Below are 22,901 nucleotides of genomic sequence, written 5' to 3' on the forward strand. Positions count from 1 at the left end.
CGCGCCGTCGCCGGGGAGACGCCGCGCCCCGAGCCGCAGGCGCTCCGCCCCCGTCTGCCCGCCCCGATCATTTGCGTGCTTACTATTCTTTTAGCGTTCCGTGCGGGAACACTTAGCAAGCCTTCCCTCTGCGTCAGGCCTATCCCCGGGTCCATCGAAACCGCTCCCCCGGCACGGGGAGCCGGCCCCCCGGAAGGGCGCCCGAGGCGCCGCGAGGCCCCGCGGGACAGGATGGACATGATGCAGATCGAGACGCTTCGCCGCGACGTGCGCGGCCTGGTGCTGGCGGCCGGGGAGCCCGGCTGGGACCTGGCGCTGGAGACCCTGCTGTGGAAGGGGCGCAAGCCCGCCCGCCGCCCCGACGTCATCGTGCGCGCCGCCGACGTCGAGGACGTGCGCCGCGCGGTGCGCTTCGCCGCCGCGAACGGCCTGGCCGTCAGCCCGCGCGGCGGCGGCCACAACTGGTCCGGCGCGGCCCAGCAGGCGGGCATGGCGATCGACCTCGCCGGCCTCGACGCGATCCGCCTCGACCCGGCCGCGGGCGTGGCCGAGGTGGGGCCCGGCGCGACCGGCCGCGCGCTGGCCGCGGCGCTCTCCCCCCACGGGCTGGGCTTCCCGGTCGGGCACTGCGGCGCCGTGCCGATGTCGGGCTACCTGCTGGGCGGCGGCCTCGGCTGGAACGCCGGCGTCTGGGGCGTCGCCTGCGAGCGGGTGGAGAGCCTCGACGTCGTGACCGCCGACGGCGCGCTGCTGCGCGTCTCGGCCGAGCGTCATCCCGACCTGTTCTGGGCCGCCCGCGGGGCGGGGCCGCTGTTCTTCGGCGTGGTCGTGGGCTTCCGCCTGCGGCTCGCGCCCCTGCCGCGGGCGATCCGCACCGGCGTGTGGACCTGGCCGCTGTCGGCGCAGGAGGACGTGGCGGCCTGGATGCAGGCGAGCATGGCCCGGGTCCCCGCCTCGGTCGAATTCACCGCCAAGTTCTGCGCGGCCCCGCCGCCGCTGGCGGCGGTCTCGGCGACGGTCGTCATGGCCATCGCCACCGTCTTCGCCGACGCGGCCGAGGCCGGCGACGCGATCCTCGCCGACATCGGCGCGGCGGCGCCCGGGGGCGCGCTGGACGCGCAGGTCGGCCTGGCGACGCCGATCCCCGCGCTCCACGACCTGATCGACGCGGGATTTCCGCGGGGCCGGCGCATGGCGGTCGACGCGATGTGGTCGGACGCGGCGCCTGTGGGCCTGTTCGGGGCGCTCGCCCGCGGCATGGCCCGGGCGCCGACGGCCGAGTGCTTCGCGCTGGGCCTGGTGCGCTCGCCGCTGGCGCCGGTTCCGGCACCGGGCTCGGCCGCCTTCTCGATGATCGGGTCCAGCTTCGGGGCGGTCTACGCCATGTGGCGGGACCCGTCCGGGGACGCCGCCGCCCGCGGCTGGGTCCGGGGCGTCGCCCGCGACGCCGCCCCCCACGTGAAGGGCGTCTACGTCGGCGAGGCGGACCTGGCGGCGCCCGGGCGGCTGGGCCTGGCCTTCTCGCCCGAGGCGCTTGGCCGGCTCGCCGCGCTGCGGGTCCGCCACGACCCCGCCGGGCGCTTCCGCAGGGTCTTCGACGACCCCGGCTGCGAGGAGACGGCCGCCGCCTGAGCGGCCGTCCCTCCCCCCCGTTCCCACCCTCGAACCGAAAGGACCCCGCGATGACGACGCGGCCCAACCCCCTGTCGCTGCTCGGCGTGCGTCTCGCCGCCGTCCTGGCCGTTCCGGCCGTCTCCTTCCTCGCGCTGGTCGCGCTCGACGCCGGGGCCCCGGCCCGGGCCGAGGCGGCCGATCCGCTGGCGCGCGGCGAATACCTGCTGCGGATCATGGACTGCGGCGGCTGCCACACGCCCCGCGACGCGCAGGGCGCCCCGCGCGAGGACGCGGCGCTGGGCGGGGGCGACATCGGCTTCGCGATGCCGGGCTACGGCGTCGTGTGGCCGCCGAACCTGACGCCGGACGCGACCGGCCTGGGCGGCTGGAGCGACGCCGAGATCGCCGAGGCGCTGACCACCGGCCGCCGCCCCGACGGCCGGGCGCTGGCGCCGGTGATGCCCTGGCCGAGCTACGCCGTGCTGAGCGAGGCGGACCTCTCGGCCCTGATCGCCGCCCTGCGCGCCCTGCCGCCCGTGGCCCACGCCACGCCCGAGCCGGTGGAGGAGGGCCAGCCCGCCTCCGCCCCCTATTTCACCGTCGCGGTTCCGCAATGAGCGGCCGCGACCCGGGAGATCCCCTCGCCATGACCCGCCGTCCGATCCGGGCCGCCGCCGCGGCCCTGCTCGCCGCCGCCCTCGCCGCGGGCCCCGCCGCCGCCACGACCGTCGCCGAGGCCGCGCTCGACCTGACGCTGTCGAACTTCTCGGCCAGCTACGTCTCCTGGTCCCAGAGCCAGGAGCCGCAGATCCGCCGCAGCCGCGCGCTGGGCGAGGGCTGGGCGGGGCCGGGGACGGTGGTGCAGGCGCAGAACCGCTCGATCGTCTCGGCCTCGTCCGGGGTGGACGCGCGCAGCGGCGCCGAGATCGACGGCGGCGAGAGCTGGGTGGAGCTGGTGCGCACCTTCACCCTGGTGAACCCGACCCCCTGGCTGGGGACCTTCGGGATGCAGATCGATTACGTGCTCTCGGCCTCGGTGCTGGGGGACGTGGCGGGGGGCGTCTCGGGCGGCGCGGTCTCGGGCGAGGTCGGGCAGGCGCGGGCGACGCTGAGCTTCTGGCGCCTCGACATGGACGACGCCGCCGGCGAGCTGGTCGAAACCGCCTTCTACCCCCAGCGCGACCTGCTGGTGGACTACGGCATGGAGACGGACGGCCGCTTCCCGACCACGGGCAAGGCGGTCGCCTACGTGCCGATGCAGGTCGGGGCGGGGGAGACCGTGCACCTGCGCGTGGTCTCGCGCGTCTCGACCGCGGTCTACGCTGCGGCAGGGGCGGCGATCCCGCCGCTGGAGGGGCCGGCCGCGGCCGTGCCGGCGCCGCCGGCGCTGGGGCTGCTGGGGGCGGCGCTGGGGGGGCTGGGCCTTCTGGCGCGCCGACGCCGCGACGCGGCCTGATCCCCCGAGGACGCGCCTGCGGCCGGCCCGCCCCCCCTCGTCCGGGGGGCGGGCCTTCGGCCGTCAGGGGCGGGCGGGATCCGGAGGCAGGCGCAGCCCGTCCACGAAGACGTCGAGCAGGCGCAGCACCGCCGGCTGCCACGCGGGCCCCTCGATGGCGTAGCAGAAGCTGAACAGGGCCTGCATCACGTCGGCCGCCGGCACGTCGGGGCGGATCGCCCCGGCGTCGACGGCGCGGGCGGTCAGCGCCTCGAGCGCGCCGAGCAGCATCGCCTTGACCTCGGCGAACAGCGGGTCGCCGGTGTCGAGCGTGGGCGAGAGCACCGCGACCATCCCCTTCTTCGTCGCCACCATCCCCACCGCCGCGGTCAGCCAGCGGCGCAGCGCCTCGACCGGGTCGTTGGCGCCGGCAAGCCCTTCGGCCAGCGCCGCCAGCTCCTCGGCCTCGCGGCGGTAGACGGCCTGGAACAGGGCCTCGCGGGTGGGGAAGTGGCGGTAGAGCGTGCCGATGCCCAGGCCCGCGCGCCGCGCCACCGCCTCGAGGCTGGCGTCCGGCCCCCCCTCGGCGAAGACGACGCGGGCGGCGGTCAGCAGGCTCTCGCGGTTGCGCAGCGAATCGGCGCGGGGCTTGCGGGGGGCGCGGGGCGGCTTCGCCTCGGCCGCCCCGGTCCCGCGCGTCGTCGCGCCCTGCGCCTCGCCGTCGTCCATGCCTCTCCGCACGCGATCCCGCGGATCGCCCTTGAAAAGCGGAGGGTGCCTCCGCATATTGGGGTCAAGGCCGCGGCCGCGGTCGATGCGGAGGGGGCCTCCCCTCCTCCGTGACACAGCCCCGCCCCAAGGTCGACTCGAAACCAGACCGCCTCCAGGCCAACGGGAGCCCTTCATGACCTCCATGAGCTTCACCCTCAACGGGGAGCGGCGCGAGATCGCGCTGGATGATCCCCGCGTCACCCTGCTGGACCTGCTGCGCGAGCGGCTGGACCTGACCGGAACCAAGAAGGGCTGCGACCGCGGCCAGTGCGGCGCCTGCACGGTGATCGTGGACGGGCGGCGGGTGAACGCCTGCATGACGCTGGCCGTGACCCTCGACGACGCCGAGATCACCACCATCGAGGGCCTGGCGCTGGACGGCGCCCTGCATCCCGTGCAGCAGGCCTTCATCGACCACGACGGCTTCCAGTGCGGCTTTTGCACCCCCGGCCAGATCATGTCCGCCGTGGCCCTGATCGCCGAGGGCGAGGCCGGCGCCGACCCCGAGCGGATCCGCGAGGGGCTGAGCGGCAACCTGTGCCGTTGCGGCGCGCATTCGGGGATCGTCGAGGCGGTGCTGGCCGCGCAGACCCGGATGAAGGCCGAGGACGCCGAGAAGGAGGCTGCGGCATGAACCGCTTCGACTACCTGCGCCCCGCCTCGGTCGAGGAGGCGGTCCGCGCCGCCGCGGCCCCCGGCGCGGCCTATCTGGCGGGGGGGACCAACCTGCTCGACCTGATGAAGGTGGGCGTCGCCACGCCTGAGGTCCTGATCGACGTGACCCGCCTGCCGGGGCTCGACGCGATCGAGGATCAGCCCGACGGCGGCCTGCGCATCGGCGCGATGGCGCGCAATTCCGACGTGGCCCGCCACGCTTCGGTCCTGTCCCGTTTCCCGGCGGTGGCCGAGGCGCTGCTGTCGGGCGCCTCCGCGCAGCTGCGCAACGCCGCCACCGTGGGCGGCAACATCCTGCAGCGGCCGCGCGCCGCGCTGTCGGGCGGGCTCGCGGGAGAGCCGCGCGAGCATGCGGTGCTCGGCTGGACCGAGAGCTGCCGCTCGGTGCATCCCTCCGACTTCTGCGTGCCGCTGGCGGCGCTGGGCGCGGCGGTGGAGATCGCGGGGCCCGGGGGGACGCGCCGCGCGGCGCTGTCCGACCTCTTCGCCCTGCCCGAGGGCGCGGGGGAGGCGGCGCCGACCCTGGCCCCGGGCGAGCTGCTGACCGCGCTCTTCCTGCCGGGCGAGGCCGCGGCCTTCGCCGGCAACGCCCGCTACGTGAAGCTGCGCGAGCGGACCTCCTTCGCCTTCGCCCTGGTCTCGGCCGCGGCCGCGCTGCGGATCGAGGGCGGGACCATCGCCGAGGCGCGGCTGGCGCTGGGCGGGGTCGCGCACAAGGCCTGGCGGGCCGAGGCGGCCGAGGCGCTGCTGGCGGGCGCCGCCCCGACGGCGGCGATCTTCGGCGAGGCCGCGGCGCTGGCGCTGGCGGATGCGAGGCCGTCCGGCGAGAACGCCTTCAAGATCGAGCTCGCGCGCCGCACCGCGGCCCGGGCGCTGGCCCTGGCCGCGGCCGGCACGCCTGCGCGGATGCCGGCGCTGCCGGCCTCCCCCTTCGATGCCGAATATGGAGCGCCCGCCCATGTCTGATGCGATCGCCGCCTCCGTCCCCACGCGCCTGGGCTCCAACGCCGGGCAGCCGATGTCGCGTCGCGACGGCGTCGCCAAGGTGACGGGGACCGCCGCCTACGCCGCCGACAACCGCCCCGAGGGCTGCCTGCACGCGGTCACCGCGACCGCGCCGGTCGCCCGCGGGCGGATCGTCTCGCTCGACGTCGCCGCCGCCCGCGCCTACCCGGGCGTGGTCGAGGTCTGGACGCACGAGAACCGGCCCGACCTCGCCGGCGACCCCGACGCCAAGCCCTTCCCCTTCGCCTTCAAGATCGACGCGCTGCAGAGCGACCGGATCCGCTACGCCGGCCAGCCGATCGCCCTGGTGGTGGCCGAGACGCTGGAGGCCGCGACCGAGGCCGCGCGCCTGCTCTCCCCGCAGGTCGAGGCCGAGACCCCGCGCCTGGGCTTCGAGGGCGGCGAGCCCTTCGCCCCCGACAGCGTCGGCGTCGGCTCGCCCCCCAGCCACGCGGTCGGGGACGCGCCGGGCGCGCTAGAGGCCGCGCCCAACCGGCTGGAGGGGACGTGGGAGACGCCCGACCAGTACCACAACGCCATGGAGCCCCATGCGGTGGTGGCCGAATGGGACGGCGACCGGCTGACGCTGGACATGCCCAACCAGGCCCCGGTGATGGCCCGGCCGATGTTCGCGCGCTTCTTCGGCATCCCGCCCGAGAACATCCTGGTGCGCACGCCCTTCCTGGGCGGCGGCTTCGGCTCGAAGGCGATCCCGACCGGGCCCTACGTGCTGGCGATCCTGGCGGCGCGGGCGCTGGGACGGCCGGTGAAATACGTCTTCCGGCGCGAGCAGATGTACGGCCCCACCGGCCACCGCGGCGGCACCCGCCAGACCCTGCGCCTGGGCATGGACGACGAGGGCCGGCTGACGGCGCTCGCCCACCACGCCGACAGCCTGACCTCCAGCTTCGACGAGTTCCTGGAGCCGGCGGCCAACGTCTCCAAGAACCTCTACGCGGCGCCCAACCTGCTGGTGACGCACCGCGGCGTGCGGGTCGACAAGGGCACGCCGATGGCGATGCGCGCGCCCGGCGAGGCCTCGGGCTCGGCGGCGCTGGAATGCGCCGTCGACGAGGCGGCCTGGGCGATGCGCATGGACCCGCTGGAGTTCCGGCTGCGCAACTACGCCGACCGCGACCCGGCGACGGGGCTGCCCTTCTCCTCCAAGGCGCTGCGCGAGTGCTACGCCGAGGCCGCCAGGACCTTCGGCTGGGAGAAGCGCCCGCTCGAGCCCCGCTCGTTGACCGACGCGCAGGGCCGCCTGCTGGGCTGGGGCATGGGCACCGCCCAGTTCCCCGCCACCTTCTTCGCCGCCCAGGCCCGGGCGACGCTGAGGGCGGACGGCACCGCGCTGGTCGAGACCTCGGGCGTCGACATGGGGCAGGGGGCGTGGACCGCGCTCGCCCAGATCGCGGCCGACGGCCTGGGACTGGACATCGATCAGGTGGAGTTCCGCTCCGGGTCCTCCGACCTGCCGGACGCGGGCATCGCCGGCGGCTCGGGCCACACGGCGACGGCGGGGGCGGCGCTGCATGCGGCGGGCTCCGACGCCATCGGGCGGCTGACGGAACTGGCGGTCAACGACCCCGAGTCGCCGCTCTTCGGGGCCGGCAACTCCGGCGTCGAGGCGCGGGCCGGCCGCCTGCACCGGCGCGACGACGACAGCCGCTCGGAGAGCTACGCCGAGATCCTCGCCCGCGCGGGGCAGGAGATCCTGGTCGGCGAGGGCTCGTCCTCCCGCCCCGAGTCGGCGGCGGAGGCGCATGCCTTCTTCTCCCACGGGGCGATCTTCGCCGAGACGGCGGTGGACCCCGACCTCGGGCAGGTGCGCGTCACCCGCATGGTCGGCGCCTTCGCGGCGGGGCGGATCATCAACCCCAAGCTGGCCAGGAGCCAGCTCGAGGGCGGCATGATCTGGGGCCTGAGCTTCGCCCTGCACGAGGCGGCGGTGCACGATCCCGTCACCGGGCGCATCGCCAACGCCGACCTCGCCGGCTACCACGTGCCGGTGCATGCCGACATCCCGGCGATGACGGTGCTGACGGTGCACGAGGACGACCCGCACGTGAACGCGCTGGGGGTGAAGGGGGTCGGCGAGCTGGCGATCTCCGGCGCCGCGGGGGCGATCGCCAACGCGATCTGGCACGCCACCGGCAGGCGCCCGCGCAAGTTCCCGATCCACCTCGAGACGCTGATCGGCTGAGCCTGCGCCCCGTGAAGGGGACCGCGCCCGCCCGCGTCCCGCGGGCGGGCGCTTCCATTCATCCGGTTGATTCCGCGCGTTCATGTGGCGCCGGCGCCGCTACGTGAGGTTTCGTGGCGTCCGGGGGGCCGAGGCGTTGGACGCGGCGCGCGCCCGCGCTCAACTGGCGCGACCTCGCCTGATCGGATCGGACCCGTGACCAGTTTCAGCCTGCTTCTGGGAGGACTGCGCAACAATGCGCAGATCCTCGACATCGTCGGCCTCTCGGACGGGGGCGTGGCGGTCCTGTTCGTCAACCTCTCGCTGGAGGGGGAGGACGACGCCGAGATCGACCGGCTGTGCCTGTCGTTCTTCCGCCCCGACGCCTCGGGCGCGCTGGCGGCGGCGGGCGCGCCGACGGTGATCGAGACGGAGAACCCCTCCGACATCTCGCTCCTCGCCGCGATCGCGCCGACGGACGACGGGGGGCTGCTCTACCTCGGCCGGCGGCTGAGGGGGGTGGAGACGCCGGAGTCCCGCTTCACCGCGCGTCTCTTCAACGACGAGGGCCTGCAGGTCGCGAGCCGGTCGGAGAAGCTGGAGGGCCGCCTCTCGCCGTCCGCTTTCCTCGACCGGAGCGCGCCGGACGAGGGCGCGGCGCCGACGGCGGTCATGGCCGGGACCGGGGAGCTCTTCGGCTTCAACCTGCGCACCGGCCGGATGCTGGCGCTGGACCAGGCGGTTCCGACCGACGCCGCCGTGCTGGCGCTCGACGACGGCACGCTGGTGCGCACGCCCTCGCTGTTCGATCCGGCGAACTTCGCCTCCGGCTTCACGGTGGAGAGCGTGGCGGGGACCGGGTCGGACGTCGACTTCGACTTCCTCAACGTCGCCTCGCCCTTCACGCCGACCTTCGCCTCGGCCGGCAACACCGTCGCGGCGCTGACCACCTCGGACGGGCTGCGGCTGGCGGTGGCGAGGCCCGACGCCGGCGCGGCGGAGGTCGCGGAGCTGGAGTTCCTGCCCACCGCCGACCTGCTGCCCCGCTCCGGCGCGGTCGAGATCGCGGGCGTGGGCTACGCCGTGGTGCTCGGCTCCTCCTTCAGCGGCCAGGCGCAGGTGCAGATCGTCGACTTCGACGGCGACGTGATCGCCTCGGCGACGGTGGACGGCGCGGTCCGGAGCGACGCTTCCGCCCTGCGGGTCGTCCCGCTCGCCCAGGCGCCGGGGGAGGGTCTGCGGCTGCTGATCGCCTCGCTCGCCGCCGAGAACGCGGGCGACGGCACGCGCGACGTCTCGAGCGCGACGACCGTCGACCTGCGCCCGGCGATCGACGTGACGGGGACCGATCTCGACGATTTCCTGACCGGCTACGACAAGAGCGACGAGATCCGGGGCGAGGGCGGCAAGGACCGGATCTTCGGCCACGGCGGCGACGACCTCCTGTTCGGCGGCGGCGGCGACGACCGGATGGAGGGCGGCGCCGGCGGCGACCTGATGGCCGGCGACGGCGGCAAGGACCGGCTGGAGGGCGGCGCGGACGGCGACCACCTCGACGGCGGCGCTAACCGCGACGTCCTTCTGGGCGAGGGCGGCGGCGACTCCCTGTTCGGCCTCAGCGGAAACGACCGGCTGGTGGGCGGCGCGGGGAAGGATCAGCTCCTCGGCGGCGCCGGCGACGACCAGCTGGAGGGCGGCTCCGAGCGGGACCGGCTGCAGGGCGACTCCGGCGACGACGTGCTCGAGGGCGGCGGGGCGCGCGACGTCCTGATCGGCGGCGCCGGCTCGGACCAGTTGCGCGGGGACAAGGGCGGGGACCGGTTCGTGTTCCTCGCGGTCGAGGACAGCGCCGCGCGCGATGCGCTGGACCTGATCCTGGACTTCTCCCGCCGGCAGGGCGACCGCATCGACCTCTCGGCCATCGACGCGAAGGCGGCGAGCGACCGCGACGACGCCTTCAGGTTCATCGGCGAGGCCGATTTCTCCGAGCGCGCGGGCCAGCTTCGCATCCGCACGCTCCGCGACGGCGACGTGGTCGTGCAGGCCGACGTCGACGGCGACGGGCGCGCCGATCTGGTCTTCGGGGTCTCCGCCGACGGGGGCGCGCTGAAGGCCGGGGACTTCCTGCTCTAGGCGCCCCGGCCCCTCGCGTCAGCCCCGCGACCAGGCCAGCGTCGGCCGCCCCGCGGTCAGCGCCGCGCCCCGCTCGGCGATCGAGCGGGCGTCGATGCCGTAGTGGCGGTAGAGCTCGCCGATGGTCCCGGTCTGGCCGAAGTGCTCGACGCCGAGCGGGATCGTGCGGTGACCCTGCACCGCGCCCAGCCAGGAGAGCGTGGCGGGGTGGCCGTCGATCGCCGTGACCATCGCGCAATGCGGGGGCAGGGGGGCGAGCAGCCCCTCGACATGGGCGCGCGCCTCCGCCCGGCCGGCGGCGCGGGCGCGCTGGGCGGCGTTCCAGCCGGCATGCAGCCGGTCGGCCGAGGTCACCGCCAGCACCCCGATGTCGCGCCGCCCCTCGGCCAGCATCCCCGCGGCCGCGATGGCCTCGGGGGCGACGGCGCCCTGGAAGGCGATGACCAGCTCGGCGTTGGGGCCGGGCTCGCGCAGCCAGTAGGCGCCGTCGACGATGGCCTGGCGGAGGTCGGGCGTCATCTCGCGCTTCGGCTGCTCGATGGGGTTGGTGGTCAGGCGCAGGTAGACCGAGCCGCCGGTCGCGTCGCGCAGCCAGGTGCGGGCGTCCGGCGCCTGGTCGCCGTCGCGCTGGAGGTAGTCGAAGGCCCATTCCAGGATCACGCCCAGCTCGTCGGCGAAGGCGGGCTCGAAGGCGGCGAGCCCGTCCTGGCTCATCCCCACCAGCGGCGTGCCGATGGACTGGTGCGCGCCGCCTTCCGGGGCCAGCGTCACGCCCGAGGGGGTGCCGACCACGATGAAGCGCGCGTCCTGGTAGCAGGCGTAGGTCAGCGCATCGAGGCCGCGGTTCACGAACGGGTCGTAGAGCGTGCCGATGGGGATCAGCCGGCGCCCGAAGAGGGAATGCGACAGCCCCGCCGCCCCCAGCAGCAGGAACAGGTTCATCTCGGCGATGCCGAGCTCGATATGCTGGCCCTCGGGCGTGAACTCCCACTTGGCGGTGGAGGGGATGCGATGCTCGATGAAGGCGTCCTGCTGGGCGGTGCGGGCGAAAAGCTTGCGCCGGTTCACCCAGGGGCCGAGGCTGGTGGTCCCGGTCACGTCCGGAGAGGTGGTCAGGATCCGCTCCGCCAGCGCCCCGCCCCCCTTGGCGATCCCGTCGAGGATCTTGCCGAAGGCCATCTGGGTCGAGATCTCGCGATCCGTCGCGGCGTCGATCTCGGGGGCCGGGACGCGCGCGTCCGACAGGCGGCGGGGGCCCTTGGCGAAGAACGGGACGCGGTCCAGGAACCCCTGCAGGGCGCCCGCGTCGCGCACGGTCGCGAACCGCTCCCACTCCTCGCCCTCGGGGACGCCCATGTGGGCCTGCCAGTCGGCGAACTGCTTCGCCGTCATCAGCCCGCCGTGGTTGTCCTTGTGGCCGGCGATGGGCGTCCCCCAACCCTTCACCGTGTAGGCGAGGAAGCAGGTCGGCCGGTCGTGGTCTATGGCGGCGAAGGCGTCGGCCATCGTCTCCACGCAGTTGCCGCCTAGGTTCTCCATCAGCGCGGCCAGCTCGCGGTCCGAGCGGCGCTCGATCAGGGCGGTGACGTCGCCCTGGTCGCCGAGGTCGTCCAGCAGCCGCTTCCGCCACACCGCGCCGCCCATGTAGGTCAGCGCCGAATAGTCCTGGTTGGTGCAGGCGTCGATCCAGCCGCGCAGCTTCTCGCCGCCCTTCTCCTCGAAGGCGGCGCGCTGCAGGGCGCCGTATTTCACCCGCACGACCTCCCAGCCGAAGGCGCCGAAGATCTTCTCGATGCGCTCGAACAGCCCCTCGCGCACGATGCCGTCCAGGCTCTGGCGGTTGTAGTCGATGATCCACCAGCAGTTGCGGAGATCGTTCTTCCAGCCCTCCTGCAGCGTCTCGTAGACGTTGCCCTCGTCCAGCTCCGCGTCGCCGACCAGCGCGATCATCCGGCCCATGGGCGCGCCCTCGCCCCAGCTTTTCGCCTGGATGTAGTCCTGCACCAGCGAGGCGAAGGCGGTGATGGCGACGCCCAGGCCGACGGAGCCGGTGGAGAAATCCACGTCGTCCACGTCCTTGGTGCGCGAGGGGTAGGACTGCACGCCGCCGAGGCCCCGGAACGCCTCCATCTTCTCGCGCGGCAGGTTCCCCATCAGGTGCTGGATGGCGTGAAACACCGGCGAGGCATGGGGCTTCACCGCCACCCGGTCCTCGGGCCGGAGCGCCGAGAAGTAGAGCGCCGTCATGATCGAGACCATCGAGGCCGAGCTCGCCTGGTGCCCGCCCACCTTGATCCCGTCCACCTTCGGCCGGACGTGGTTGGCGTGGTGGATCATCCAGTGCGACAGCCACAGCAGCCGCTGCTCGATGGTCTTGAGGAAGGGCGCGTCGGGGCGGGGCATGGCGGGCTCTGGCGCTTGAGGGGAAGGAGGGCCTCCCATCCTAGCGCGGAGCCGGCGGCAGGTTCCGCCTTTATCCGCAGGGTTGCGGGCGATATTGGTGAAATCCGCTGCAAGGGAGGGAGAATCTGGTGGAAACCGCCAAGCTCGACGACTTCGACCGCGCCATCCTCCGCGAGCTTCAGCGCGACGGCCGCGCCCCCGTGGCCGAGATCGCCGAGCGCGTGGGGCTCAGCCCCTCGCCCGTCGCGCGCCGGCTGCGGATGCTGGAGGCCTCGGGCGTGATCGCGGGCTACACGGCGCAGGTCGACGAGGGGGCGCTGGGCCGCGGCTTCTCGGTCTTCGTCTCGGTGAAGCTGGACCGGCAGGTGGACGAGGCGCTGGCGAAGTTCGAGGCCGCCGTCGCCGCCTTCCCCGAGGTGGTGGACTGCTGGCTGATGACCGGCGCGCGCGACTACCTGCTGCGCATCGCCACCGCGGGCCTGCCGGAGTTCGAGGCCTTCCTGGTCGGCCGCCTGACCCGCGCCCCCGGCGTCGCCTCGATCGAGAGCTCGATCCCGCTCCGCCGCGTCAAGGGCGGCGCCGCCGGCCTGTCGTGCCGCTGATCCCGGGGAGCGCGACGCCCGCCCCAGGGGCGCCCCGCCGACGGATCGCGCGCAACGCCCACCCCTACGGACGCCCCGGGCTCGACCCGGGGCCTCCCTCAGCCCCGGACCGCGCTCACTCCCCCGCCGGCTCCGCCGCCGCGCCGAAGGGCACGTTGCGCTTGCCATAGCGGCGGACGCGGACGTTGCACTGCTCGGCATGGGCCACGAACCCCTCGAGCATGCACAGGCGCGAGCCGTATTCGCCGATCATCGCCGCCGCCTCGTCGGTCAGGATCTTCTGGTAGGAGTGCGTCTTCAGGAACTTGCCGACCCACAGCCCGCCCGTGTAGCGCCCGGCCTTCTTCGTGGGCAGCGTGTGGTTGGTCCCGATCACCTTGTCGCCGTTCGCCACGTTGGTCCGCGCGCCCAGGAACAGCGCGCCGTAGGCGGTCATGTTCTCCAGGAACCAGTCGTCGCGGTCGGTCATCACCTGCACATGCTCCGAGGCGACCTCCTCCGCCGCCGCCAGCATCTCCTCGTAGCTGTCGCACAGGATCACCTCGCCGTAGTCGCGCCAGCTTGCCGAGGCCGTCTCGGCCGTCGGCAGGATCGCCAGCAGGCGGTCGATCTCGGCCATCGTGTCCTCGGCCAGCCTGCGCGAGTTGGTGATCAGCACGCAGGGCGAGTTGTAGCCGTGCTCCGCCTGCCCCAGCAGGTCGGTGGCGCAGAGCTCGGCGTCGGCCCCGTGCTCGTCGGCGATGACCAGCGTCTCGGTGGGGCCGGCGAAGAGGTCGATGCCCACCCGCCCGAAGAGCTGCCGCTTGGCCTCGGCCACGAAGGCGTTGCCGGGGCCGACGAGCATGTGCACGGGGTCGATGGTCTCGGTCCCCAGCGCCATGGCGCCGACGGCCTGGATGCCGCCCAGCACGTAGATCTCGTGCGCGCCGCCGAGGTGCATGGCGGCGATCACGGCGGGGTTCGGCTCGCCCTTGAAGGGGGGCGTGCAGGCGATGATCCGCGGCACCTTCGCGACCGAGGCGGTGGCCACCGACATGTGCGCCGAGGCCACCATCGGGAACTTGCCGCCGGGCACGTAGCAGCCCACCGACTGCACGGGGATGGTCTTGTGGCCGAGGATCACGCCGGGGATCGGCTCGACCTCGATGTCGGTCATCGAATCCCGCTGCGCCTGGGCGAAGGCCTTCACCTGGGCCTGCGCGAACTTCAGATCCTCCATGTCGCGGGGCGCCACGCGCGACATCAGCCCCTCGATGTCGCCGGGGGAGAGGCGGAAGGCGGGCGGGGAGTAGCCGTCGAACTTCTCCGACAGCTCCCGCACCGCGGCGTCGCCGCGCGTCTCGATCTCCGCCAGCGTCGCCTCGACCGAGGCGCGCACCTTCGCGTCGTCGTCCTGGCGCTCGGCGGCGGAGCGGGCGGTCTTGAGGTGGGTGATCACGGGGCGGTCTCCTCCGGGGCTGGGCGCGGGTCGTGCAGCAAGGGATAGAGCGATCGCGCCCGCCGGTCGACGTGGAACCGCGCGTTGCCGCCCCCGCCGCGCCCGGTCTATGCAGGAGGCCGAACGCCCCGCCGTGCAAAGAGCGGGGAGGACCTCCGGGAGGATCTCCATGACCGACGCCGCCCCCTCCGCGCCCGAGCCGCGCATCGAGGGCCATTGCGCCCCCGGCTTCGAGCCGGTGCGCGAGGCCTTCGCCCGCAATTTCGCCGAACGGGGCGAGGTCGGCGCCTCGGTCTGCGTCACCCACCGCGGCGAGACGGTGGTGGACCTGTGGGGCGGCCTGGCGGACCCCGCCACGGGCCGCGCCTGGGGGCGGGACACGATCTGCGTGGTGTTCTCCTGCACCAAGGCCGCCACGGCGCTGGCCGCCCACCGCCTGGCCGAGCAGGGGCTGCTGGACCTGGATGCGCCCGCCGCCGACCTGTGGCCGGAGTTCGCCGCCCACGGCAAGGGCGGCGCGACGCTGCGGATGATGCTCGACCACACGGTGGGCCTGCCGGCGCTGCGCGACCCTGTGAAACCCGACTGCCTGCTGGACCCGGACTACATGGTCGAGCGTCTGGCCGCCGAACCCCCCTTCTGGACCCCGGGCGAGCGCACCGGCTACCACGCCCTGACCTACGGGTTCCTCGTCGGCGAGATGATCCGCCGCGCCACGGGCAGGAGCCTCGGCCAGGTCTTCGCGCAGGAGATCGCGGGTCCGCTCGGCCTCGACTTCCACATCGGCCTGCCCGCGTCGGAGGAGCCGCGCGTCGCCCCGATGATCCTGTTCCGCCCGCCCAAGGACGCGCCCGAGACCGCCTTCTCGCGCGAGGCGAAGACGCCGGGCACGATCCCCAACCTGTTCCTGTTCAACCACGGGACCTGGGCCTCGGGCGGGGTGAACACGCCCGAGGGCCGCGCCGCCGAGATCGGAGCGGCGAGCGGCGTCGCCAACGCCCGCGCCCTGGCCGGCATGTTCGCCCCGCTGGCCTCCGAGGCCGGCCCCCGCCTGCTGCGCCCCGAGACCGCCGAGCGCTTCGACCGCGCGACCTCGGCCACGCATCTCGACGCGACGCTGAAGATCCCGACGCGCTTCGGCCCCGGCTTCATGCTGGCGATGGACAACCGCGCCCGCGGCCTCGACAGCCTGGTCCTCGGCCCGCGCGCCTTCGGCCATGTCGGCGCCGGCGGCAGCCTGGGCTTCGCGGACCCCGAGCTCGGCCTCTCCTTCGGCTACGCGATGACGAAGATGGGCCCCGGCCTGCTCCTGAACCCCCGCGGCCAGTCCCTCGCCGACGCCGCCTGCGCCAGCGCCGCGGCCGCCTGACCCGCGCCACGCCTGCCCCGGGCCCCGGCGCGCGGCCGGCGACCCTCGCCGAGCGCCTGTTCTCCGGAGCCGTCTCTCGCTGATGCCGATCAGAGCGACTCGGCCGGAGGGGTCAAGGATCGCGAAGCGACCCGGCGAAGCCGGGCTTGTCCTTGACCCCTCCGGCCGAGTCGCTCAGGCATCAGAAGCGAGAGACGGATCCGGAGGACAGGCGCGGGCCCTGTTCTTTGGTGAGTCAGGAGCCCGCCGGAGGCTCCCTCCCTCCCCGATCCCTCGCTCCCGTTGCCAAGGGCGCGACGCAGCCAAGCCCGCCCGCAGGGCGCCTGTAGACCGATGCCTCGACAAGCGGCCGGCAGGCGGGCCTGGCGGCGTCTCGCGCGGGCCGGCCTGCGCGCATCAGCGCCCCTGGAACCTCGGCGCCCGCTTCTCCTTGAAGGCCGCGCGGCCCTCGGCATAGTCCTCGCTGTCGAAGCAGGCCTGGATGGCGGCGTCGATCTCCTCGATTCCGGCGGGTTCCGCCGCCGCGGTGGCGCCGCGGATCGCCATTTTCGCCGCCTTCATGGTCAGCGGCGCGTTGCCGGCGATGCCGGCGAGGTAGCGCGCCGCGGCCTCGTCGAAGCCCTCCACGGGCAGCACCCGGTTGATCAGGCCGATGCGCAGGGCGTCCTCGGCGTCGTACTGGCGGGCGGTGTAGAAGATCTCGGCCGCGTGGGAGGGGCCGACCAGGTCGACCAGCGTCTTCACGCCCGGGTAGCGGTAGCCCAGGCCCAGCTTCGCCGCCGGGATCGCGAAGCGGCTGTTGGCGTCCGCGATGCGCAGGTCGCAGCCCAGCGCCGTGCCGAGGCCCCCCCCCACGCACCAGGTGCGGATCACCGCGACCGTGGGCAGCGGGCAGCCCGCGATCGCCTCGCCCGCCGCGCGGCCCGCGAGGTCGTAGGCCGCCACCTGCTCGGGCGTCGAGCGCAGGCGGCCGAACTCGGTGATGTCGGCGCCCGAGACGAAGCTCGCCTCGCCCTCGCCGCGGATCGCCACCACCCGCACCGAAGCGTCGCCCGCCAGCGCCGCCATCGCCGCGGGGATCTGGCGCCACATGTTCAGGGTCAGCGCGTTGCGGCGGCGGGGGTTGGAGACGGTCATCCAGCCCACCCCGTCCTCGACGGTCGCGAGGATCTGCGGGGTGTAGCCGTCGGCCTCGGGAATGGGCTCGGGGAGGATGGCGGTCATGCGATCTTGCGCTCCTTCAGGTCCGCGATCTCGGCCGCGGAAAGGCCGAGTTCGGCCAGCAGTTCGTCGGAATGCTCGCCGGCCTCGGGCGCGGGCGCGCGCAGGACCGGCTCGGCGCCGGACATGCGGACCGGCTGGTTCAGCACCTTCAGCGGCCCGCGCGAGGGATGCTCGACCTCGCCCACCAGCCCCATCGCCTGCACCTGCGGGTCGGCGAAGACCTGGTCGACGGCGTTGATCGGGCCGCAGGGAATGGAGGCCGCGAGCAGCGCCTCGGTCCACTCGGCGATGGTTCGCGTGGCGGTGATCGCGCCGATCAGGGCGTTGAGGGCGGGGCGGTTGCGCAGGCGGTCGCGCGGCGCGGCGTAGTCGGGGTGGTCGGCCAGGTCCGCCCGTCCGATCACGGCGCAGAAATCCCGCCACATGCGGGCGCCGGTCACGGCGATGTTCATCAGCCCGTCCGAGGCCGGGTAGACCCCCATCGGCGTCGCCGTGGGGTGGTCGTTGCCGGCCTGGCCGGGGACCTGGCCGTCGATCAGCCAGCGGGCGGCCTGGAAGTCCAGCATCGCCACCTGCGCCTGAAGCAGCGAGGTCTGCACCCAGCGCCCCTCGCCGGTGACCTCGCGCTCGAGCAGGGCGGCCATGACGCCCATGGCGCACCACATGCCCGCGGTCAGGTCCGCGACCGGAATGCCCGCGCGCACCGGCCCCTGGCCGGGCAGGCCGGTCACCGACATCAGCCCGCCCATGCCCTGCGCCACCTGGTCGAAGCCGGGGCGCGAGGCGTAGGGCCCGGTCTGCCCGAAGCCCGAGATCGACCCCATCACCAGCGCCGGGTTGCGCGCGTGCAGCGCCTCCCACCCCAGCCCCAGCCGGTCCATCACGCCGGGCCGGAAGTTCTCGACCAGCGCGTCGGCGCCGTCGACGAGGCGCAGGAGCAGGCCGCGCCCCTCCTCCGTCTTCAGGTCCAGCGTCAGCGAGCGCTTGTTGCGGTGCAGGTTCTGGAAGTCCGAGCCCGAGCGGTCGGCATAGCCCGAGGCGTCGGCCGGCGGCTCGATCCGGATCACGTCGGCGCCCCAGTCGGCGAACTGCTTCACGCAGGTCGGGCCGGAGCGGATCCGCGTCAGGTCGAGGATGCGGAAGCGCGACAGCGGGCCGGCGGCGACGGGGGCTCTCACGGCGGGGGATCTCGGTAGGGCACGGGGGGCGGACTCCTGCAGGCGGGAGCGGCAGCCTAGCCAGCGGGAGGGTCGAGCGTCGAGGGCGAATGCAGCGAAGGGGAGCGGGGACGCGGGCGCCCTGCGGGCGGGCCTGGCTGCGGGGCGCCTGCCGGCAGGTCGCGACGGATCGGAGAGAGGGAGCCTCCGGCGGGCTCCTGACTCACCCAAGAACAAAGCGCCCGCGCCTGTCCTCCGGATCCGTCTCTCGCTTGCGATGCCTGAGCGACTCGCCCCCTCCGGTCAAGGACAAGCCCCGCTCCGCGGGGTCGCTTCGCGATCCTTGACCGGAGGGGGCGAGTCGCTCTGTTCGGCATCCGCGAGAGACGGCTCCGGAGAACAGGCGCTCCCGGACGGGCTTGCGGCCAGGGGCGCCCGGCAGGGCGAGGGCGGCGGGGCCAGGCGCAGGGGCGGGGCCGGGCGCAGGGGCGCGACGCCCGCCCTGCGCCGCGGGCGGGAGCGTGAGGCAGGCGCCGCGGTCGACGCGGCGCCTGCGCGCGGCGGGGGCGGCGCGGAGGCCGTGGGCGTCAGGCCTTCGGGGGGGGGACCACGCCGGAGGCGAGGAGGGCGGCGATCTCGTCCTCGGAATAGCCGGCCTCGGCCAGGATCTCGGCGGTATGCTCGCCGAAGGCGGGCGGGGCGCGGCGGAAATCGGCGGGGGTCCGGCTCAGCTTCGCCGGCGCGCCGAGGCCCTGGTAGTCGCCGATCTCCACCCGCATGCCGCGGTGGCGGGCGTGGGGCTGGGCCAGCGCCTCGGCCACGTCCAGCACCGGCCCGGCGGGGACGCCGCCCTCGATCAGCTCCTGCGCCAGCGGGCCGCCGTCCTTGTCGGCCATCGCCGCTTCCAGGACCGCGCGCAGGTCCTCGCGGTTGGTCACCCGGTCGCCGTTGGTGGCGAAGCGGGGGTCCTGCGCGATCTCCGGCGCGCCGAGGATCGCGCAGAGGCGCTGGAACTGGCGGTCGTTGCCGACCGCCAGATACACCGGCCGGGTGGCGGTCGCGTAGGCCGAATAGGGGCTGATGTTGGGATGGTCGTTGCCCGTCAGCCGCGGGGTCTTGCCGTTCAGCACGTAGTTCGCGGCATGCGGGTGCAGCAGCGACAGGGCGGCGTCGAACAGCGAGCTCTCGACGAACTGGCCCTTGTCGGTGTCCGCGCGGTTCTTGAGCGCCAGCATCACGGCGAGCGTGGCGTTCAGGCCCGCCACCATGTCCACCACCGGCAGGCCCACGCGGGTCGGACCGCTCTCGGGCGTGCCGTTGACCGACATGATGCCGCCCATCGCCTGCAGGATCGCGTCGTAGCCCGGCAGGCCGCCCAGCGGGCCGTCGGCGCCGAAGCCCGACACCCGGCAGTGGATCAGGCGCGGGAAGCGCGGGGCCAGCACGTCGTCGTAGCCGAGGCCCCATTTCTCCAGCGTGCCGGTCTTGAAGTTCTCCAGCAGCACGTCGGCGTCTTCGAGCAGGCGGAACAGGACCTCGCGCCCCTCCGGCCTGGTCAGGTCCAGCGCCATCGCCCGCTTGTTGCGGTTCAGCCCGAGGAAATACGAGGCCGTGCCGTCCAGGAACGGCGGACCCCAGGCGCGGGTCTCGTCCCCCGCGGGCGGCTCGACCTTGATCACGTCGGCGCCGTGGTCGCCCAGGATCTGGCCGCAGAACGGGCCGCCCAGAACGCGGGAGAGGTCGACCACCTTCAGCCCGGCGAGGGCGCCGGTGGGGGCGAGGGCGGGGCGGGTCTCGGGGGCGTCTTTCATCGGGGTCACTCCGCGGCGATGGCGTCGACGCCCGGGCCGTCGGCCAGGGCGCGCTCGAGGATGGACGAGGCCTCGCCCTCGTCGCCGGCGGTCCCGCGCATCGGGTCGCGCACCGAGAGCTTGTGGGCGACGACCGCGTCCGACAGGCGCGCCCGGTCGCCGGCATAGGCGTTGGAGCGCTCGCGCAGGCGGGCGTCCTCCCAGCACATCACCACCGCCGAGGTCGCGTTGTAGACCGCCGAGGCGGCCTGGCGGGCGTCGGCCTCGCGCTCGCGGTCATGGGCCACCGCGTCGAGGAACTCGGCCGCGCGCAGGTAGGCGTCGCGGGCGCGGGCGGCGGCGGCCGCATCGCCGTCCGACTGGGCGGAAAGCTCGTCGAGATAGGCGGTCAGGTGGGTCAGCGCGTCCTCCCGCTTCACGGCGCGGGAGACGTCGAGGGCGACGATGTTGGACGTCCCCTCCCAGATCGAGCCGAGGTGGCTGTCGCGCAGCACGCGGGCGTCGGACCATTCCTCGATGTAGCCGCAGCCGCCGCGGACCTCCATCGCGTCGCCCGCCACCTTGCGCGCGTCGCGGCAGGTGCGGAACTTCAGCAGCGGCGTCATGATCCGCAGCACCTTCGCCATGCGCGCGTCGCCCTTGTCGGAGGCCTCCAGCGCCCGGGCCGTCTGGAACACCATCGAGCGGCCCTGCTCGGCCGTCGTCAGCATCTTCAGGAGCTGGCGGCGCATCAGCGGCAGGTCGATCAGGCGCTTTCCGAAGGCGGTGCGGTTGCGGGCGATGAACAGGGCCTCGTTGACCGAGCGGCGCATCATCCCCGCGGAGCGCACGCCGTTGGCGAGCCGCGAGTTGTTGATCATGTCGGTCATCTGCTTGAAGCCCTGGCCGGGGTCGCCGACCATGTAGGCGGTCGCCCCCTCCAGCGCGATCTCGCCCGAGGCCATGGACTTGGTGCCCATCTTCTCCTTCAGCCGCAGGATCCGGTAGGCGTTCTTCGTGCCGTCCGGCAGATGCCGCGGCAGCAGGAACAGGCTGAGGGCTTTCGTCCCGTCCCCCGCGCCCTCGGGCCGGGCCAGCACCATCGCCAGCGCCGCGTCGGGGTTCGAGCAGAACCACTTGTCGCCGTAGAGCTTCCACGCGCCGTCTTCCTGGCGGGCGATCGTGTCGATGGCGCCGACGTCGGAGCCGGCCATCTGCTCGGTCATGAACATCGCGCCCTGGAAGAGCTGGTCCATGTCCTGGGAGGTCAGCTGATCGAAATAGCGGTCGATCAGCTCGCGGTCGCCGAACTTCACCAGCGTGCGCGTCAGGCTGTCGGTCATCGACAACGGGCAGCACAGGCCGAACTCCGCCTGCACGAACAGGTAGACGAGGGCGTATTTCACCAGCGGGGGGAGCTTCTCCTCGGCCCCGAAGACGCCCGCGCGGTGGGACATGGCGGCGAGGCCGAACTCGCCGTAGGCCACGCGCTCCAGCTCCACATAGGCGGGATGCTTCTCGATCCGCTCGAGGTTCGCGCCGTTGCGGGCGCGGATCTGCAGCGTGGGCGGGTTCTTGTCCGCGGTCAGCGCCAGCTCCTCCAGCGCGCCGCCGGCGAGCGCGCCCATGCGGTCGACCTGGGGCATGACGCGGGCGTGCACGGCGGGGTCGAGATAGACCTCGAGCAGCGCCGCCATCGCGGGGTCGGCGCGCAGCACGTTCAGGCCGGCGCTGTCGGGGATGTTGCGGTGGATGCTCGCCATGGCGTGTCCTTCCCGGGTGTCTCTCTCGCCCTGGGCGGGCGGGGCCGAGCGGACCCTGCACCGGAGGCGATTGCCGATCCAATACCGATTTTCTATCGTTCGATAGGCGCCCAGCTATGAGACGACGCGATGGCCATCACCTTCCGGCAGCTTCAGCACTTCCTCGCGTTGTCCGAGGAGCTGCATTTCGGCCGCGCCGCGGCGAAGCTGAACATCTCGCAGCCGCCGCTGTCGGCCTCGCTGCGCCAGCTCGAGGAGCAGCTGGGCTGCGCGCTGATGGAGCGGTCCTCCAAGCAGGTGCGCCTGACCGAGGCGGGGGCGGTGTTCGCGGCGCAGGCGGCGCGGATCCTCGGCCAGCTCGACCACGCCCAGGCGCTGACCAGCCGGGCGGCGCGGGGGGCGGGAGGGCGGCTGACGGTCTCCTTCGTGCCCTCGATGCTGTTCCGCCGCCTGCCCGAAACCCTGCGCGGCTTCGAGGAAGGCTACCCGGACGTCGAGCTCGCCCTGCACGAGGTCAACACCGCCGGCCAGGTCGAAGGGCTGATGCAGGCCCGCTTCGACGTCGGCTTCATCCACGAGGCGCCCCTGCCGGACGCGCTGGAGAGCCGGGTGATCGAGACCGAGCGCCTGGTCTGCGCCCTGCCGCGGGGCCATCGGCTGGCGGGGCGCAGCCGGATCTCGCTGGACCAGCTCGCGGGGGAGCGGGCGCTGCTGTTCTCGCGCGAATACGCCGCCGCCGCCCATGACCGCATCGCGGGCCTGCTGGCCGAGGCGGGGGTCGCCGCCCATGCGCCCTGGCAGATCCGGAGCTGGTTCACCATCGTCGCCCTGGTGGGGCAGGGGATGGGGGTGGCGCTGGTGCCCTCGGCGCTGGCCCGCAACGGGCTGGGCGAGGTCGCCTATGTCGAGGTCGACGGGGCGCGGGCCGAGCAGGGGATCCTGATGTGCTGGCGGCGCGAGGACCTGCCCCCCGCCGCCCGGGAGTTCGTCGCCCACGTGCGCGCCAACGGCCTGGGCCGGCCGCTCGCCGCGGCCTGAGCGGGGCCGCGCCGGCCGGCCCGGCTCGGCCGGGCGCGCGGCAGGTCGTCGCGCCGGGCGGCTCGTCGGTTCCGACGGCGCGCGGGCGGCGCGCTCTGGCGAAATTCAATCGCACGGTTAAGATGCGGGCCGCGACGGGCCTTCGGGCCGCGGGCGTCGACGCGTCTGCGGGCGCGCCGCACCGCCGCGCCGGGGCGCGAGGATATCGACCCGCGCGCGGAGTTGGCGTAGGGAACGCGTTCAATCGCCCGGTTAACGGGCCGGCCGGGGCCGTCGCCCCGGCGCAGACAAGGGCCGCGACA

Annotated in this window: 17 protein-coding genes; 10 read left to right on the forward strand and 7 right to left on the reverse strand. The window is 74.2% G+C overall.

Annotated features, from left to right (window positions below; all coding sequences use genetic code 11):
* Nucleotides 1–237: 237 nt before the first annotated feature.
* The 3 genes from BM064_RS07645 to BM064_RS07655 are packed head-to-tail and all read left to right on the forward strand — an operon-like array spanning nucleotide 238 to nucleotide 3,070.
* On the forward strand, nucleotides 238–1,632 hold the full coding sequence (locus BM064_RS07645; protein ID WP_177236178.1) for an FAD-binding oxidoreductase: 1,395 nt from the start codon (nucleotides 238–240) through the stop codon (nucleotides 1,630–1,632).
* A 50-nt stretch (nucleotides 1,633–1,682) separates the two neighbouring features.
* Entirely contained in the window at nucleotides 1,683–2,231 is a 549-nt protein-coding gene (locus tag BM064_RS07650) for a c-type cytochrome (protein WP_092859150.1), read from the forward strand.
* A gap of 29 nt (nucleotides 2,232–2,260) precedes the next feature.
* On the forward strand, nucleotides 2,261–3,070 hold the full coding sequence (locus BM064_RS07655; protein WP_092859151.1) for a hypothetical protein: 810 nt from the start codon (nucleotides 2,261–2,263) through the stop codon (nucleotides 3,068–3,070).
* 63 nt (nucleotides 3,071–3,133) lie between these two features.
* On the opposite strand, the gene BM064_RS07660 is transcribed toward BM064_RS07655, so the two are convergent.
* Complete coding sequence (locus BM064_RS07660) at nucleotides 3,134–3,778, reverse strand: TetR/AcrR family transcriptional regulator (RefSeq protein ID WP_092859152.1); 645 nt, start codon at nucleotides 3,776–3,778, stop codon at nucleotides 3,134–3,136.
* Nucleotides 3,779–3,953: 175 nt separating this feature from the next.
* Between BM064_RS07660 and BM064_RS07665 the strand changes: the two genes are divergently transcribed.
* The 4 genes from BM064_RS07665 (at nucleotide 3,954) to BM064_RS07680 (ending at nucleotide 9,815) form a co-directional block, all read left to right on the forward strand.
* The gene (locus BM064_RS07665; RefSeq protein WP_092859153.1) at nucleotides 3,954–4,454 is read left to right on the forward strand and encodes a (2Fe-2S)-binding protein; all 501 of its coding nucleotides are present in this window, start codon (nucleotides 3,954–3,956) and stop codon (nucleotides 4,452–4,454) included.
* A complete protein-coding gene (locus BM064_RS07670) occupies nucleotides 4,451–5,461 on the forward strand; it encodes an FAD binding domain-containing protein (RefSeq protein ID WP_092859154.1) in 1,011 nt (336 codons plus the stop codon). Before BM064_RS07665 ends, BM064_RS07670 begins: the two co-directional genes overlap by 4 nt.
* Entirely contained in the window at nucleotides 5,454–7,703 is a 2,250-nt protein-coding gene (locus BM064_RS07675; RefSeq protein ID WP_245779087.1) for a xanthine dehydrogenase family protein molybdopterin-binding subunit, read from the forward strand. Before BM064_RS07670 ends, BM064_RS07675 begins: the two co-directional genes overlap by 8 nt.
* A gap of 195 nt (nucleotides 7,704–7,898) precedes the next feature.
* Nucleotides 7,899–9,815, forward strand: coding sequence for a calcium-binding protein (locus BM064_RS07680; protein WP_092859156.1), 1,917 nt, complete (start codon nucleotides 7,899–7,901; stop codon nucleotides 9,813–9,815).
* 18 nt (nucleotides 9,816–9,833) lie between these two features.
* On the opposite strand, the gene BM064_RS07685 is transcribed toward BM064_RS07680, so the two are convergent.
* Nucleotides 9,834–12,218 carry a transketolase gene (locus BM064_RS07685; protein WP_092859157.1) on the reverse strand — a complete coding sequence of 795 codons (2,385 nt, stop codon included), beginning with the start codon at nucleotides 12,216–12,218 and terminating at the stop codon, nucleotides 9,834–9,836.
* Nucleotides 12,219–12,346: 128 nt separating this feature from the next.
* Between BM064_RS07685 and BM064_RS07690 the strand changes: the two genes are divergently transcribed.
* Nucleotides 12,347–12,820 (forward strand): Lrp/AsnC family transcriptional regulator, encoded by a 474-nt coding sequence (locus tag BM064_RS07690; RefSeq protein WP_245779088.1) that lies wholly within the window; start codon nucleotides 12,347–12,349, stop codon nucleotides 12,818–12,820.
* A 115-nt stretch (nucleotides 12,821–12,935) separates the two neighbouring features.
* Here BM064_RS07690 and hisD read toward each other — a convergent pair whose 3' ends face one another.
* Nucleotides 12,936–14,258, reverse strand: coding sequence for a histidinol dehydrogenase (gene hisD / locus BM064_RS07695; protein ID WP_245779089.1), 1,323 nt, complete (start codon nucleotides 14,256–14,258; stop codon nucleotides 12,936–12,938).
* Between the two features lie 169 nt (nucleotides 14,259–14,427).
* Here hisD and BM064_RS07700 point away from each other — a divergent pair, with 169 nt between their 5' ends.
* Nucleotides 14,428–15,627, forward strand: coding sequence for a serine hydrolase domain-containing protein (locus tag BM064_RS07700; protein ID WP_092859159.1), 1,200 nt, complete (start codon nucleotides 14,428–14,430; stop codon nucleotides 15,625–15,627).
* 396 nt (nucleotides 15,628–16,023) lie between these two features.
* Here the strand turns inward: BM064_RS07700 and BM064_RS07705 are convergent, their stop codons facing one another.
* From BM064_RS07705 to BM064_RS07720, 4 genes are all read right to left on the reverse strand, one after another.
* Complete coding sequence (locus tag BM064_RS07705; protein WP_092859160.1) at nucleotides 16,024–16,851, reverse strand: enoyl-CoA hydratase; 828 nt, start codon at nucleotides 16,849–16,851, stop codon at nucleotides 16,024–16,026.
* On the reverse strand, nucleotides 16,848–18,029 hold the full coding sequence (locus BM064_RS07710) for a CaiB/BaiF CoA transferase family protein (RefSeq protein WP_092859161.1): 1,182 nt from the start codon (nucleotides 18,027–18,029) through the stop codon (nucleotides 16,848–16,850). The genes BM064_RS07705 and BM064_RS07710 overlap by 4 nt, the downstream gene beginning before the upstream one ends.
* Nucleotides 18,030–18,595: 566 nt before the next feature.
* Nucleotides 18,596–19,819, reverse strand: coding sequence for a CaiB/BaiF CoA transferase family protein (locus BM064_RS07715; RefSeq protein ID WP_092859162.1), 1,224 nt, complete (start codon nucleotides 19,817–19,819; stop codon nucleotides 18,596–18,598).
* A gap of 5 nt (nucleotides 19,820–19,824) precedes the next feature.
* Nucleotides 19,825–21,561 (reverse strand): acyl-CoA dehydrogenase family protein, encoded by a 1,737-nt coding sequence (locus BM064_RS07720; RefSeq protein WP_092859163.1) that lies wholly within the window; start codon nucleotides 21,559–21,561, stop codon nucleotides 19,825–19,827.
* A 129-nt stretch (nucleotides 21,562–21,690) separates the two neighbouring features.
* Here BM064_RS07720 and BM064_RS07725 point away from each other — a divergent pair, with 129 nt between their 5' ends.
* Entirely contained in the window at nucleotides 21,691–22,599 is a 909-nt protein-coding gene (locus BM064_RS07725; RefSeq protein WP_092859164.1) for a LysR family transcriptional regulator, read from the forward strand.
* Nucleotides 22,600–22,901: the final 302 nt, after the last annotated feature.

It is taken from the genome of Albimonas pacifica (assembly GCF_900113695.1).
In the GTDB taxonomy this organism is placed as follows: Bacteria; Pseudomonadota; Alphaproteobacteria; order Rhodobacterales; family Rhodobacteraceae; genus Albimonas; species Albimonas pacifica.

What these genes read in the sequence shown, in the direction of transcription:
- BM064_RS07645 (WP_177236178.1), top strand. Translation starts at nt 238, where the DNA reads ATGATGCAGATCGAGACGCTTCGCCGCGACGTGCGCGGCCTGGTGCTG.
- BM064_RS07650 (WP_092859150.1), top strand. Translation starts at nt 1,683, where the DNA reads ATGACGACGCGGCCCAACCCCCTGTCGCTGCTCGGCGTGCGTCTCGCC.
- BM064_RS07655 (WP_092859151.1), top strand. Translation starts at nt 2,261, where the DNA reads ATGACCCGCCGTCCGATCCGGGCCGCCGCCGCGGCCCTGCTCGCCGCC.
- BM064_RS07660 (WP_092859152.1), bottom strand. Translation starts at nt 3,778, where the DNA reads ATGGACGACGGCGAGGCGCAGGGCGCGACGACGCGCGGGACCGGGGCG.
- BM064_RS07665 (WP_092859153.1), top strand. Translation starts at nt 3,954, where the DNA reads ATGACCTCCATGAGCTTCACCCTCAACGGGGAGCGGCGCGAGATCGCG.
- BM064_RS07670 (WP_092859154.1), top strand. Translation starts at nt 4,451, where the DNA reads ATGAACCGCTTCGACTACCTGCGCCCCGCCTCGGTCGAGGAGGCGGTC.
- BM064_RS07675 (WP_245779087.1), top strand. Translation starts at nt 5,454, where the DNA reads ATGTCTGATGCGATCGCCGCCTCCGTCCCCACGCGCCTGGGCTCCAAC.
- BM064_RS07685 (WP_092859157.1), bottom strand. Translation starts at nt 12,218, where the DNA reads ATGCCCCGCCCCGACGCGCCCTTCCTCAAGACCATCGAGCAGCGGCTG.
- BM064_RS07700 (WP_092859159.1), top strand. Translation starts at nt 14,428, where the DNA reads ATGACCGACGCCGCCCCCTCCGCGCCCGAGCCGCGCATCGAGGGCCAT.
- BM064_RS07705 (WP_092859160.1), bottom strand. Translation starts at nt 16,851, where the DNA reads ATGACCGCCATCCTCCCCGAGCCCATTCCCGAGGCCGACGGCTACACC.
- BM064_RS07715 (WP_092859162.1), bottom strand. Translation starts at nt 19,819, where the DNA reads ATGAAAGACGCCCCCGAGACCCGCCCCGCCCTCGCCCCCACCGGCGCC.
- BM064_RS07720 (WP_092859163.1), bottom strand. Translation starts at nt 21,561, where the DNA reads ATGGCGAGCATCCACCGCAACATCCCCGACAGCGCCGGCCTGAACGTG.
- BM064_RS07725 (WP_092859164.1), top strand. Translation starts at nt 21,691, where the DNA reads ATGGCCATCACCTTCCGGCAGCTTCAGCACTTCCTCGCGTTGTCCGAG.